This window comes from Idiomarina sp. 28-8, assembly GCF_000320945.2.
Taxonomy (GTDB): Bacteria; Pseudomonadota; Gammaproteobacteria; order Enterobacterales; family Alteromonadaceae; genus Idiomarina; species Idiomarina loihiensis.
In genome coordinates this window covers 101133-114364 of record NZ_DF266790.1, presented here as the reverse complement: position 1 = coordinate 114364, position 13232 = coordinate 101133, and the positions used below count along the sequence as shown (strand labels likewise).

Genomic DNA, 13232 nt, shown 5'->3' with positions numbered 1-13232 from the left:
AACTAATTATCCGACGAATCTGTCATTAAACCGACTGAGGGCACACCCGCTCTTTGCAGTAACACCATCAGTTGCACAATTTGATTATAAGACACCGCTCCATCACCATTGACCATAACCGGAGTATCTGGTTCAACTTGCAGGTGAGCGGCAACCAGAGTTGCGAGTTCATCAGCCTGCATGGGCGTATCCTGAGTATCTCCCTGATTTAAATAGTAACGCCCTTCAGCATCAACCGATGCAACCAAAGGTGGTTTACTCTCTTCAGAAAGAGGCTCGGCCGTTGCTTTCGGTAAGTCCACTTTAACCCCCTGGGTGATTAAAGGGGCTGTTACCATAAAGATGATCAGCAGAACCAGCATCACGTCGATGTAAGGTACTACGTTAATTTCCGCAACCGGCTTACGACGCTTGCGCGGCATTACCATCATACCGTTTCGCCCTCTACTTTACTTTTGCCTGCCTGAGCTGACGACTGTCGCTGTAAAATCGAGATAAATTCATCAATAAAGTTCATGTATTGATTATCAACTTTTTCCACGCTGGTGGTGAATCGGTTGTAAGCAATAACGGCCGGTATCGCTGCGAAAAGACCCATCGCAGTTGCAATCAGTGCTTCGGCGATACCCGGTGCAACCATAGCCAGCGTAGCCTGTTGCACGGCACCTAAAGCGATAAAAGCATTCATTATTCCCCATACCGTTCCAAACAAACCAATATAAGGGCTTATAGAACCAATAGTGGCCAAAATACCTAAGTTGTTATCCAGCTTTTCGGTTTCTCTAGCGTGCGCCACGCGCATTGCACGAAAGGCGCCTTCAAGCATAGTTTGCGTATTTGTTGTTGAGTGGTTACGCAGCCGGGCATACTCTTTAAAGCCAGCGTGAAACAGTAACTCCATTCCCCGCGCATTCTTGGCGCGAGCAGAAATTTCCTGATAAAGGCGTGCAAGATCGACGCCTGACCAGAATCTATCTTCAAACTTTAGCGCGTCATTTCGAGCCTGCTTCAACACTTTTTTGCGCTGAAAAATTAACACCCAGCCCCATACCGACATCGCCAGTAACATAACCATCACCAGCTTGACCAAGAAACTGGCTTGCATGAATAAATCAATAAACGATAGTTCTGCTTCCACGCTTTAAACCCCTGACTGAATACGCGATATTATCGGTTCCGGAATAGCGACAGCTTTCATCGCCTGATTATCAACACAGGCTGCTAACACTGTTGCCTGGCAATGCACACTGCCATCCTTCGCCAAAACTTGTTGTTCGAAAGCCAAAGAGGCTTTCTTAATCTTTGTAACTTTGACAGTAACTCTTAGTTCAGCATTAAACTTAGCCGCCTGCCGTAAATCCAGTTCTACCTTGCGAACCACAAAGGCTATATTGTGAGCTAACCAGGTATCCTGTTCAATCCCTAATGATCTTAACCACTCGGTTCGTGCTCTTTCAATGAACTTGAGATAATTAGCATAATAAACAATACCACCTGCATCCGTGTCTTCGTAGTAAACCCGGATAGGCCATTCAAATTCATAATGAGACATTACCACCTCAAGTAAAGTTCCGAAAAGTTACCTTTGTGTAATATTTTGTAAAGAAGCCCTTAAAACCACAACTGATTACTTTGTCAGCAGACTTTTTTTTATAACAGGACGAAAAGAACAAAATATCAAAACTATGATTTTTAGAGCTTTTTCTTTTTTGTTACAAATATGTTGCGCTTTTTTTGTACAAAGAACACAACTTCCAGATTAGTTATTATAATGCGAACATCTAATTTTTCTTGTTTGATCAGAATCAGATTAACTTTATAATACCCAGCATATCAAAGACGAAGAGATTGGTTGTCACTTTTTCTGAGATTGTTTATTCAGCAATAGTTCCCTGGATTTAACTTCCTTCTTGTTGTTCTGTTTGCCCGCACATTGTGCGGGCTTTTTTTTACCTATTTTTCGGGCTTTAAGCCAAAATGCTGATAAGCTCTGGGAGTCGCTATACGTCCTCGCGGCGTGCGTTGTAAAAAGCCCTGCTGAATCAAATAAGGTTCCAGAACATCCTCAATGGTATCTTTTTCTTCGCCTATGGCTGCTGCCAGGTTATCTAACCCCACAGGCCCACCCATGAACTTTTCCATAATGGCTAATAACAGCTTCCGGTCCATATAATCAAAACCAGCCTGATCAACATCCACCATGGTCAACGCTGCATTGGCTGTTGCTTCGTCAACGTCGCCATTGCCTCTGACTTCGGCGTAGTCGCGTACCCGACGCAATAAACGGTTAGCTATACGTGGCGTTCCTCTTGAGCGGCGTGCTATTTCCCGGGCTCCACCGTCAAGCATCCGGACATTCATAAAGTGAGCCGACCGCGCCACAATGTCGGTTAATTCGTTAACATCGTAAAATTCAAGACGCTGCACAATACCAAAGCGGTCACGTAGCGGTGACGTCAGCGCGCCAGCACGGGTGGTGGCTCCAATAAGAGTAAAAGGTGGTAAGTCTAATTTAATCGAACGCGCGGCCGGACCCTCACCAATCATAATATCCAGTTGATAGTCTTCCATAGCCGGATAAAGAATTTCTTCGACAACCGGGCTCAAACGATGAATTTCATCAATAAATAAAACATCGTGTGCTTCAAGGTTAGTCAGCAATGCCGCTAAGTCACCGGCTTTTTCCAGAACCGGACCGGAAGTTGTTTTAATACTCACATCCAGCTCATTCGCCACAATGTTCGCCAGCGTCGTTTTACCCAACCCCGGAGGACCAAAAATTAAAAGATGATCCAGGGCTTCCTGACGTTTGCGCGCGGCCTCAATGAAAATTCCCATCTGTTCAACGACATGCTTCTGCCCAGTATAATCCGCCAGAGTTTTAGGCCGTATGGCACGATCAACAGCCTCATCTTCACCCTGTACGTCGGGTTCAATGAGCCGTTGAGTTGGTATTTGATCGGCTTCTATCATGGGGTTTCCTTACGACAGCTGTTTTAGTGCCAGTCGAATCAAGGTCTCACTGTTATGTTCTGCAGAGTACACTTTTTGCAAGGCTTTTTCAGCTTGATTTTCTTTATAGCCAAGTGACTGCAAGGCGCTAATAGCATCTGTTCTTGCATCGGCCGGATGCTCTCCCGCATCCATACCCTGACTATCCAACGGTGCCCGGTCAGTAAATGGCGTAGACGGCTGCCAGTCCTTGAGACGGTCACGCATTTCAATCACCAGGCGTTCTGCGGTCTTTTTGCCTACACCCGGTAATTTTACCAAACGAGTAACGTCGTTTTGATTCACCGCCATGACAAACTCATCTGCTGACATGCCGGATAAAATAGCCAAAGCCAGTTTCGGGCCAACTCCCTGAGTTTTCAGTAGTAGTCGGAACAGCGAACGTTCTGAAGCAGAAATAAAACCATACAATAGTTGCGCATCTTCGCGCACCACAAAATGCGTGATTAACTTAATGGTTTCCCCTATCGGCGGCAATTGATAGAAGCAGGTCATTGGCAACTGAATTTCATAACCAATGCCCTGTACATCTAATACCACTTCCGGCGGTTGCTTGCTGGTAAGTACGCCCTGAATATGACCTATCACTTTTTTACTCCATTAACGCAAACGCCCGCGCACAGTTTTACGCGCGGCGCCTGCCATTTTAATCAGGTTTTGTGAACTGTGAGCATGACATAAGGCAACAGCAAGTGCATCTGCGGCATCTTCCTGAGGGCAACGCTGCAAATTCAGTAAAGCCATCACCATATGCTGAACCTGAGACTTTTCTGCCCCGCCGTTACCCACCACAGATTGTTTAATTTGGCGCGCTGAATATTCTGCTACCGGAAGCTCTGCACACGCCGCAGCCACAATCGCCGCTCCACGCGCCTGCCCAAGCTTTAAGGCAGAATCCGGGTTCTTTGCCATAAACACTTGCTCTATTGCAAATTCGTTTGGCTTAAACTGAGTAATGAGTTCACTGACGCTGTCATGAATGCGACGCAGTTTTTCCGCCAGGGTCAAAGGCTCTTTAGTGGTACCAATAACCTTTATACAGCCACTACCAAGGTAATTCAGTTGCCGTCCGCGCTGCTCTATAACGCCGTAGCCGGTCAGTCTCGAACCCGGGTCGATACCCAGAATAATCGCCACTTAGTCGTCCAGTCGCGCAATGATCTCATCAGAGATATCGGCATTGTGATAAACGTTTTGCACGTCATCTAAGTCTTCCAGCGCATCCAGCAGTTTTAAAAAGGTTCGTGCGGATTCCTCGTCCAAATCAACGCGGGTATCAGGCACCTGAGTCACTTCAGCGTTGCTGGCCTCGAGTCCTTTAGCATCCAGAGCATCTTTAACGGCACCAAAGTTCTCCGGCGATGTAATGACATCGATACTCCCTTCATCATAAGCAAGAATATCTTCCGCGCCGGCTTCAAGCGCCGGTTCCATAACCTGCTCTTCGGTCACACCGTCAGCATAGCTAATAACGCCCTTCTTATTAAATAAGTAGGCGACAGAGCCGTCGGTACCTAAGTTACCACCTAACTTACTGAACGCGTGGCGAACATCTGACACCGTCCGGTTGCGGTTATCGGTCATGCATTCCAGCAACACGGCCACGCCATTGGGGCCATAACCTTCATAAGTCAGCTCATCAACATTATCGCCTTCGAGATCACCCGAGCCGCGTTTGACCGCAGTATCTATGGTGTCGCGCTTCATATTATTGGATAAGGCTTTATCGATAGCCGCACGTAAACGCGGGTTGGTTTCAGGGTCTCCACCACCTTCGCGGGCAGAGACCGTTATTTCACGAATTAACTTGGTAAAGATTTTGCCGCGCTTAGCGTCCTGCGCGGCTTTCCGGTGCTTAATATTAGACCATTTGGAATGACCAGCCATTTTTCACCTCTGTTGATTACTCGTCTTCCTTCACAATACTTTTTACGCCCAGCTCTTGCAATGCTGCCGGGTTCGCTGCACCCGGCGCGTCGGTCAGAACACAAGCCGCAGTGGTTGTTTTCGGGAAGGCAATAACGTCACGAATGGAGCTTGCGCCAACCATTAACATTACCAGGCGGTCTAAACCAAAAGCTAAACCTGCATGTGGTGGCGTGCCGTACTTCAATGCTTCCAGCAGGAAGCCAAATTTTTCCTGCGCTTCGTCTTTTTCAATACCTAAAACTTCAAACACCGCCTGCTGCATTGCGTTTTCGTGGATACGAACCGAGCCACCACCTAACTCAACACCATTCAACACCATATCGTAGGCGTTTGAAATAGCGGCTGCCGGGTTGGCTTTTAACTCCTCCGGAGTCACATTGACCGGCGCGGTGAATGGGTGGTGTAACGCAGCCAGGCTTCCATCGTCTGCAACTTCAAACATAGGGAAGTCAACAACCCATAGCGGCTTCCATTCGTTACTGACCAGTTCAAAGTCTTTACCTAACTTCAGGCGTAAAGCACCCAGAGCTTCAGCAACAACGTTCGCTTTATCGGCACCAAAGAACAGGATATCGCCAGTTTGCGCTTCAGTGCGCTCTAATAATGGCTCAATCACTTCGTCCGGCAGGAACTTAAGAACAGGTGACTGCAAGCCTTCCCGCCCTGCACTGCGGTCGTTTACTTTAATCCAGGCCAAACCTTTAGCGCCATAAATGCCGACAAATTGTGTGTATTCGTCAATCATCTTGCGTGAAACGTTTTCAGCCTGCCCCGGTAAACGGATAGCAGCAACACGGCCTTCTTCGTCATTCGCCGGGCCTGAAAATACTTTGAACTCAACATCTTTTAAGACGTCGGCAACATCTACCAACTCCAACGGGTTACGCAGGTCTGGCTTGTCACTACCAAAGCGGCGCATGGCTTCGTGCCAGGTCATGCTAGGGAATTCACCCAGGTCCACATCAAGTAGTTGCTTGAAGAGGTCACGAGCCATTTGCTCGGTAATTTGCATGACCTGCTCAGCCGTCATGAAAGAAGTTTCAATATCGATTTGAGTGAATTCAGGTTGACGATCAGCACGTAAGTCTTCGTCGCGGAAGCACTTAACAATTTGGTAGTAACGGTCAAAGCCCGACATCATAAGCAGCTGTTTAAAGAGCTGAGGACTTTGTGGCAGCGCGAAAAAACGACCTTTGTGGGTACGGCTTGGCACCAGATAGTCCCGCGCGCCTTCCGGTGTTGCGCGGGTCAACATTGGCGTTTCAATATCAAGAAAACCGCTGTCATCCAGAAAACGACGTACTGCGCTGGTTACTTTAGCGCGAAACTGAAGTTTTTCGTTCATTTGCGGACGACGTAAATCAAGGTAGCGATAACGCAAGCGGGCTTCTTCGCTCACTTGCTGATTGAAGTCGATTGGAAGCGGTTCAGAACGGCTCAAGATTTCTAAGTCGGTTGCCAGCAGTTCAACTTCGCCGGTCGTCATGTTTTTATTCACCTGACTTTCCGGGCGACGGTTAACTTTACCGCTTAAGCGCACGCAGAATTCCTGGCGCAGGCTGTTCGCTGTATCAAATAACGCTTTTTGATCGGGGTCAAAAACAACCTGCAACAACCCTTCCCGGTCGCGCAAATCGATAAAAATCAAGCCGCCTAAGTCACGACGTTTATTAACCCAACCACATAGCGTGACTTCTTGTCCCGCCAATTCAGCATTTATTTGTCCACAGTAATGAGTTCGCATGCGCGTTTATCCTGCTAGCTGTTGCAATGAATGTTTTACGAAGCGCAACATTATAGCGGACTGACGCCGAATGTCATCCGTCGTCGCCGGCCAGACGCACATCATTTTTGCCAGCGGCTTTTGCCCGGTACATGGCTTTGTCCGCAGAGCGCAGCAGCTCCTCTGCGTTTACCCCATGTTTTGGGTAAATAGCAATACCAATAGATACGCTAATTTCTAGCGATTTCTTTTTAATTTTATATGGCTTTGCTAACTGCACCACCAGCTTGCGGGATACCGCTAGTGCGGAGCCAACGTTATTTGCTGTCGGCAATATAATTACAAACTCGTCGCCGCCATGACGACAGACAGTGTCTGAACGGCGCAACAGGCTGCCCATTCTGTGAGCTGCATGTATTAAAAGCTCATCACCATAATTGTGACCATGGTCGTCATTTATTTTTTTAAAACCATCTAAATCAAGAAACAGAACGGCAAAGGGCTTCCCCGCTCTTTCATTCTGACTCAAGACTTGTTCCAGGCGATCCTGCATTAAATTTCGATTAGGTAGTCCTGTCAGTTCGTCGTGGGTCGCAATATGCCGGATTCGTCTCTCCGCAGCCTTACGTAACTTAATTTCTTTTCTTAGTCGACTGTTCCATATAACGAAACCAACAATAATAAGTAGCACGATAGAGCCAGCTTTGGCCAGAACTCCAAGTAACTCCTCGTTACTCCAGCCTCGCTCCAACTCAAATCCATACCACTTATTTTTAAGCTTATTGCGTTCACTAACCGTAACTGAATCAATACCACGATTCAGCGCCGTGACTAAAGGCTGCCAGTCATCTCGTACGGCAAGGTATAAAGCTTCGCCTTCAGCCTTATCAATAACGGATAAACTAGAGCCGGGAACCGGGCGTATCTGCAACTCATTAACCAATACAGGCAAGCTGTCGACATAATAATCAATAACGCCATTTCTCAATAAGTTCATCCCCTCCCGAATATTATTAACCGGTAAGGTATGTATACTGCTGAGTTGTGACAATTCAGGTTCAATACTATAACCTTTTACTACACCAACTTTGCTATTATTCAATTGCTCTAACGCAACGCTACCATCACTTTTTCGCATATTATCCAGCGAAACAACCGCCCATGGCATAGACCAGTAGCTTTGGGTGAAATCCATAAACTGGTTACGTTCAACCGAATAAGAAACGCTGGTTAAGACATCAATATCTTTATTCTTTAACGCATCAAGGCATTGCTGCCAATGACCACAAGGCTTCCAGACAACATCAATAGATAACCCCCGGGTAAATTGATTCACTAAGTCGACGTCCAGTCCTTTAGCTTTGTCTCCCTCTATAGAAACTAAAGGTTCCAGTTGCTCAGGCACACCTACACGTATCTTGTCATAGTCTTCAAGCCAGCCTTCCGGCTGACTTGCGTAACTACAAGATAAAAAGGCAGAATAAACAGCAAAAATAACACTTGCTATACCCAAAGCTCGTTTCAATGTTTTACCCTCCACTGCGATAGCGCGGATTTTAGTCGAATATTGCCTGTGCGTCAGTAGCTTTTATCGGTAAAATGCCTATTAATCTTAATTCTTTATCGAAGAAAAGTAGCTTCTATGACGCAACATGACACGATATTTTCCAAGCCTTTGCCCAGCATCTCCGACTTCTGTTTTGACCAGCAGGTTGTCGAAGTATTTCCTGACATGATTAACCGGTCGGTTCCGGGCTACTCCAGTATCCTACAGACGTTGCCACAAATTGTTAGCCGCTATGTTCAGGCTAATAGTCATTTGTACGATTTGGGTTGTTCATTGGGCGCAGCGACGCTTGCTATGCGTAAAGGGTGCGAGCAGACAGAAAACTGCAAAATTATTGGAATAGACAACTCTCAACCCATGATAGAACGCGCGCAACTGCATCTGGATGGCTTTAAAAGCCAGATTCCGGTTGAGCTTCACTGTCAGGATCTAGCCGACACCGAAATTAAAAATGCGTCAGTGGTGGTGCTAAATTTCACTTTGCAATTTATTAGCCAGGATAAAAGAGACGCCGTTATACAGAACATTTTCAATGGTATGAATGAAGGTGCCGCGTTATTAGTCGCGGAAAAAGTACGCCACTCGGATGAATCTATGAACGACTTGCTCATTGAACTGCACCACAATTTTAAACGAGCCAACGGTTACAGTGAACTTGAGATTAGCCAAAAACGAGCGGCAATCGAAAACGTGATGAAAGTTGATACATTGCAGGCTCATCAACAGCGTTTTCAAAAAGCCGGCTTTCAGCACAGTTCGGTTTGGTTCCAGTGCTTTAACTTTGCCGCCATGCTGGCCGTTAAATAAGGGATATTATGGTTGATTTCAGTAAAGAACTTAGCGCACTTGTGCAAAGTCCGCACAGCCAATGGCTGGATACTCTGGCGCCTCAACTTACGGCCTTTAAGAATAACCCTCACGGGAACTTAAAACGCTGGCAGCGGGTTCTAACACAATTGCCAGACTTGACCGCAAAACACGTTAAATTGTCCGATACCGTGCAGATAGGCGAAGCAGATGAGGCCTCTGATGCCGACAGGGCTCGCTTAACCGGGCTACTCCAGCAGTTACAGCCCTGGCGTAAAGGCCCCTTTGATTTATTCGGCGTTTTTATCGATACAGAATGGCGCTCTGACTGGAAATGGCAACGCGTAGCACCACATTTAGATGACCTAAACGGCCGTCAGGTGCTGGACGTTGGCTGTGGGAGCGGGTATCACTTATGGCGGATGCTGGAAGCCGGTGCTGAACACGTTTGGGGAATTGACCCGGGCGAGCTTTTTCTTATGCAATTCAGAGCCATTAGCCAGTTAATGCCTTTGTCCTGGCAGCAACGGGCACACTTTTTCCCGGTTGGTATTGAACATATGCCGGAACTTAAAAGCTTCGATACCGTATTCAGTATGGGTGTGCTTTATCATCGTCGTTCACCTGTTGAATTTTTACAGCAACTGAAATCTTTAATCCGCCCGGGCGGTCAGTTAGTGTTAGAAACCATTGTTGTGGAAGGCAATGAAACCACCGTCATGATGCCTGGTGAGCGCTACGCGCAAATGCGTAACGTCTGGTTTTTACCCAGCGCCAGTGCGTTGTCCGTCTGGTTAGAAAGATTAGGATTCAAAGACATCTCTGTGGTTGACCATAATACTACCTCAATAGACGAACAACGGCGCACAGATTGGATGACCGGCGAGTCGTTAGCCGATTTTCTTGATCCAAATGACACAAATAAGACTATTGAAGGTTACCAGGCACCGATTCGAGCAGTGATTACCGCTCGGGTTTAGCCCCACCGGAGTGGAATCAAGATGAGTGTTTACCGACCGAAATCGACCATTGAGCAATGGCGTATCCTGCAGGCAGTTGTTGACTGTGGCGGTTACGCGCATGCGGCTGAAGCACTGAACAAAAGCCAGTCGTCGCTTAACCATGCGGTTGCCAAACTGCAACAAGTGGTAGGTGTACAGTTATTGGAAGTCAGAGGCCGAAAAGCTCACCTAACCGCGGCGGGTGAAGTTTTGCTTCGCCGCTCTCGTCAGTTAACCAATCTGACCGAAGAAATAGAGCAGCTGGCGGATAACCTCGAGCAAGGCTGGGAGCCGGAAGTTAAACTTGCGTTAGAAATGGTATTTGACCGCAGTCTGCTAATTCCTGTGCTGGATGAATTCCAACAGCTTAGTCGGGGCAGTCGACTGATTATCAACGATACCGTGCTTACCGGCACCGTCGAGCAAATTCAGGAACAAACAGCTGATGTCGTTATTACGCACCATCTGCCCCGCGGCTTTATCGGAGAGCCTATAGGTCAGTACAGTATGGATTTGGTTTGTCACCCTGAACACCCGTTGGCAAAGCTGGAACAACCTATTAACCAGAACGAGCTGTCTCAATATTTGCAAATAGTCATTCAGGATACCGGCAGCCAGCCGGTAGAAGACGAAGGCTGGTTAAAAGCCGAGCAACGCTGGACGGTAAGCCACTTTGATGAAGCTCTCAGACTCATTCGTAACGGATTAGGTTTTTGCTGGTTGCCGGGCTACATCGCTCAGGAAGATTTAGATTCTGGCAGACTCGCTAAAATAGAAGTTGAGGGAAGCAGTTCGCGCAAAGGCAGTTTGTATATGGTATTACCCAAAGCAGAACTAACCGGGCCTTGTGCAAAAACTTTGTCGGAACTGATACTTAAGTACCAGTCCCGTTAAAAGACCTTTATTTCAGAGACTGAATGTAGGCTTTCATGTCGGCGCCCAAGTCCGGGTGTCGCAAAGCATGTTCAACAAATGCCTGAGCGTACCCTAATTTGTTACCACAGTCGTGGCTCTTGCCTTTCATGTAATACGCATTAACCGGTTGTTTTTCCAGCAGCATTGCCATGGCATCAGTCAACTGAATTTCATTGCCTGCACCCACCGGAGTCTTCTCTAACAGCGGCCATAAATCAGCTGAAAAGACATAGCGACCAACTACGGCCAAATCTGACGGTGCATCTTCAACTGACGGCTTTTCAACCAGTTGAGTAATACCAGCCTGTTCGCCCGGACTCAACTCCGCGCCATTAATATCGGCTATGCCATACTTATTAACGTCTTGCTGCGGCACTTTTTCGACCATGACTTGTGAATGCCCGCTTGCTTCAAAGTTTTTCACCATTTCAGCTAAGTTATCGCGATTCAGTTTACAACTGGCTTCATCAACCAGAACGTCAGGTAATACGACAGCAAAAGGCTCATCTCCGATTAATGGACGCGCGCATAGAACGGCATGCCCTAAGCCTTTTGCAACACCCTGACGAACATGCATAATTGTGGTTTTTTCAGGACAAATAGCTTTTACTTCAGCCAGTAATTGGCGCTTTACCCGCTGCTCCAGAGTCGTTTCCAGCTCAAAGCTCGTGTCAAAGTGATTTTCTATCGAGTTCTTACTTGAGTGAGTGACCAGAATGACATCGGTCAAACCTGCAGCGGCGCATTCCTCAACAATGTATTGAATAAGGGGGCGATCGACCAACGGCAACATTTCTTTCGGAATGGCTTTGGTAGCAGGTAACATCCGAGTTCCGAGCCCGGCTACTGGAATAACGACTTTTTTGACCATAACAGCTGTCCTTAAATTCTGTTCACTTCAGAAGCGCAAGTTTATAACCTTTTCCCATGTTATAATGCAACCCAATTAACAAAATTCAAATGAAAGACTGACTATGGCTTTATATTTTTCTTCGCGTCACATTCCGCAACTGTCTAACTACAGCTTTACTCAGCGAGCTATGATCTTATCCATGGCACAGGAAAAAATGCCGGTGCCACGCCGCCTCATTTGTAATATGGCAAAATTGGTGCCTATTTGTCTTATTTTCTTCTTTATTGTAGAGGTCGAAGGTTGGTGGAAAGTTCCGGCTTTACTAGCGGCAGGTATTGGTTACCCACTATTTACACAACCCATTAATTTGAATATGTCACTGCCATACCTTGATAAAGCCATCAAACAGTTTGAGGCACAGCAGTCACAATAAGCTCGGTGTTCTCGTACCCGCAATGCAACTTATGTAAATGTTCTATGCGGTGCTCACGAAAATTGGCGTGCTGCCAGATACCTAACGCCAGGTCGGGTTTTGCTCCCGGCTCTGGCTCAAATTTATCTCCAGCCTGAGCCCATAACCAACTATGCTTAGTCGTATCCACAATGCCTACCAGAGCATCAAAAGCGGTTCTCACCTGTGAATGACAAAGCTCGTGATTCAAATGCTGTAATAACAACCCGGGCGCAAGCAAAGTGTTATCGTGCCCGGACAAATGCTGGCGAATAAGCGGGTCAATAAGAGTTTTTAATACCAGTAAGGGCAGCAGATTCTGCTCAGTAGCATTTTGCGCAGCAGCCATAATGACTAAAGCTCTTCCCTCGGTTAAAGGCCGATAGTCAATCCAGACCGGAGCCTTTTCTGAGTCATTAATGGAACAATTAAATTGGTAGCCATTAAGGTTTAATGGCCCGTCCGGCAGCAACTCATCAACCAGCCGCCCAACGATAACGTCGTCCTGATACAAAATATCAATATGTGCGTCCAGCTCCCATACATCGTGCAGGTAAGTTTCTTCCAACTGGTAACGTTGCAGGCAATTCTCGATAGCGTTTTCAATCACACTAAGGTTTTGCACAGGTTTAACCAAATAATCCCAGGCACCAAGGCGAACAGCCTCACGGATATCGGACATCTTTTCAGACGCGGAGATGACAATAATTGGAATTTGGGTACAAACTTTAAGCAGTTGCTCGATGACTTCAAGGCCATCAATGTCCGGTAGTTTTAAATCGCAGAGCACAATGTCCGGGCATTCTTCCTGACAAAGCTTAATACCTTGCTTACCATTATCTGCACAACACACATCATAACCGCTATTTACCAGATACTGTCTGACGACAGACTGAAATACCGGATCGTCTTCAATTAATGCGATGTGTGCTCGGGGCATTGTCACTTCTTAGTTATGACTCATGCCCTAAGCA

15 protein-coding genes are annotated in these 13232 nt (G+C 46.8%); 4 read left to right on the top strand and 11 right to left on the bottom strand.

Annotation, left to right across the window (positions count from 1 at the left end):
- Positions 1-2: 2 nt before the first annotated feature.
- The 9 genes from tolR to RJ32_RS05305 all read right to left on the bottom strand — a co-directional run bounded on the left by tolR (position 3) and on the right by RJ32_RS05305 (position 8189).
- Positions 3-431, bottom strand: coding sequence for a protein TolR (tolR, locus tag RJ32_RS05345; protein WP_034819849.1), 429 nt, complete (start codon positions 429-431; stop codon positions 3-5).
- Complete coding sequence (tolQ, locus tag RJ32_RS05340) at positions 428-1138, bottom strand: protein TolQ (RefSeq protein WP_034819846.1); 711 nt, start codon at positions 1136-1138, stop codon at positions 428-430. Before tolQ ends, tolR begins: the two co-directional genes overlap by 4 nt.
- 3 nt (positions 1139-1141) lie before the next feature.
- Positions 1142-1552 (bottom strand): tol-pal system-associated acyl-CoA thioesterase, encoded by a 411-nt coding sequence (gene ybgC / locus RJ32_RS05335; RefSeq protein WP_034819843.1) that lies wholly within the window; start codon positions 1550-1552, stop codon positions 1142-1144.
- 401 nt (positions 1553-1953) lie between these two features.
- Entirely contained in the window at positions 1954-2973 is a 1020-nt protein-coding gene (gene ruvB, locus RJ32_RS05330) for a Holliday junction branch migration DNA helicase RuvB (protein WP_034819840.1), read from the bottom strand.
- A 9-nt stretch (positions 2974-2982) separates the two neighbouring features.
- On the bottom strand, positions 2983-3600 hold the full coding sequence (gene ruvA / locus RJ32_RS05325) for a Holliday junction branch migration protein RuvA (protein WP_034819837.1): 618 nt from the start codon (positions 3598-3600) through the stop codon (positions 2983-2985).
- 12 nt (positions 3601-3612) lie between these two features.
- Positions 3613-4149 (bottom strand): crossover junction endodeoxyribonuclease RuvC, encoded by a 537-nt coding sequence (gene ruvC, locus RJ32_RS05320; protein WP_011234338.1) that lies wholly within the window; start codon positions 4147-4149, stop codon positions 3613-3615.
- Positions 4150-4899, bottom strand: a complete 750-nt coding sequence (locus RJ32_RS05315; protein ID WP_034819834.1) for a YebC/PmpR family DNA-binding transcriptional regulator — start codon at positions 4897-4899, stop codon at positions 4150-4152. It lies immediately after the preceding gene.
- 16 nt (positions 4900-4915) lie between these two features.
- Positions 4916-6685, bottom strand: coding sequence for an aspartate--tRNA ligase (aspS, locus tag RJ32_RS05310; RefSeq protein WP_034819831.1), 1770 nt, complete (start codon positions 6683-6685; stop codon positions 4916-4918).
- A 73-nt stretch (positions 6686-6758) separates the two neighbouring features.
- Complete coding sequence (locus RJ32_RS05305) at positions 6759-8189, bottom strand: diguanylate cyclase domain-containing protein (RefSeq protein WP_034819982.1); 1431 nt, start codon at positions 8187-8189, stop codon at positions 6759-6761.
- A 117-nt stretch (positions 8190-8306) separates the two neighbouring features.
- On the opposite strand from RJ32_RS05305, the gene cmoA reads away from it, so the two are divergent.
- From cmoA to RJ32_RS05290, 3 genes are read left to right on the top strand one after another with little or no spacing between them, the layout of a single operon-like run.
- Entirely contained in the window at positions 8307-9038 is a 732-nt protein-coding gene (cmoA, locus tag RJ32_RS05300; protein WP_034819829.1) for a carboxy-S-adenosyl-L-methionine synthase CmoA, read from the top strand.
- 8 nt (positions 9039-9046) lie between these two features.
- Positions 9047-10018, top strand: a complete 972-nt coding sequence (gene cmoB / locus RJ32_RS05295) for a tRNA 5-methoxyuridine(34)/uridine 5-oxyacetic acid(34) synthase CmoB (protein ID WP_034819825.1) — start codon at positions 9047-9049, stop codon at positions 10016-10018.
- 21 nt (positions 10019-10039) lie between these two features.
- Positions 10040-10933: a LysR family transcriptional regulator gene (locus RJ32_RS05290; RefSeq protein ID WP_034819822.1), complete on the top strand. Its 894-nt coding sequence runs from the start codon at positions 10040-10042 to the stop codon at positions 10931-10933.
- 7 nt (positions 10934-10940) lie between these two features.
- Here RJ32_RS05290 and galU read toward each other — a convergent pair whose 3' ends face one another.
- A complete protein-coding gene (gene galU / locus RJ32_RS05285) occupies positions 10941-11825 on the bottom strand; it encodes a UTP--glucose-1-phosphate uridylyltransferase GalU (RefSeq protein WP_034819819.1) in 885 nt (294 codons plus the stop codon).
- 103 nt (positions 11826-11928) lie between these two features.
- Here galU and RJ32_RS05280 point away from each other — a divergent pair, with 103 nt between their 5' ends.
- Complete coding sequence (locus RJ32_RS05280) at positions 11929-12240, top strand: DUF6170 family protein (RefSeq protein ID WP_011234346.1); 312 nt, start codon at positions 11929-11931, stop codon at positions 12238-12240.
- Here RJ32_RS05280 and RJ32_RS05275 read toward each other — a convergent pair.
- Positions 12209-13198, bottom strand: a complete 990-nt coding sequence (locus RJ32_RS05275; RefSeq protein ID WP_034819816.1) for a response regulator — start codon at positions 13196-13198, stop codon at positions 12209-12211. The two genes, RJ32_RS05280 and RJ32_RS05275, sit on opposite strands and share 32 nt — an antisense overlap.
- Between the last annotated feature and the right edge of the window lie 34 nt (positions 13199-13232).

Coding starts and splice junctions, on each gene's coding strand:
- RJ32_RS05275 (WP_034819816.1), bottom strand. CDS start 13,198: ATGCCCCGAGCACACATCGCATTAATTGAAGACGATCCGGTATTTCAG.
- cmoA (WP_034819829.1), top strand. CDS start 8,307: ATGACGCAACATGACACGATATTTTCCAAGCCTTTGCCCAGCATCTCC.
- ruvB (WP_034819840.1), bottom strand. CDS start 2,973: ATGATAGAAGCCGATCAAATACCAACTCAACGGCTCATTGAACCCGAC.
- RJ32_RS05315 (WP_034819834.1), bottom strand. CDS start 4,899: ATGGCTGGTCATTCCAAATGGTCTAATATTAAGCACCGGAAAGCCGCG.
- galU (WP_034819819.1), bottom strand. CDS start 11,825: ATGGTCAAAAAAGTCGTTATTCCAGTAGCCGGGCTCGGAACTCGGATG.
- tolR (WP_034819849.1), bottom strand. CDS start 431: ATGATGGTAATGCCGCGCAAGCGTCGTAAGCCGGTTGCGGAAATTAAC.
- ybgC (WP_034819843.1), bottom strand. CDS start 1,552: ATGTCTCATTATGAATTTGAATGGCCTATCCGGGTTTACTACGAAGAC.
- aspS (WP_034819831.1), bottom strand. CDS start 6,685: ATGCGAACTCATTACTGTGGACAAATAAATGCTGAATTGGCGGGACAA.
- RJ32_RS05290 (WP_034819822.1), top strand. CDS start 10,040: ATGAGTGTTTACCGACCGAAATCGACCATTGAGCAATGGCGTATCCTG.
- cmoB (WP_034819825.1), top strand. CDS start 9,047: ATGGTTGATTTCAGTAAAGAACTTAGCGCACTTGTGCAAAGTCCGCAC.
- RJ32_RS05280 (WP_011234346.1), top strand. CDS start 11,929: ATGGCTTTATATTTTTCTTCGCGTCACATTCCGCAACTGTCTAACTAC.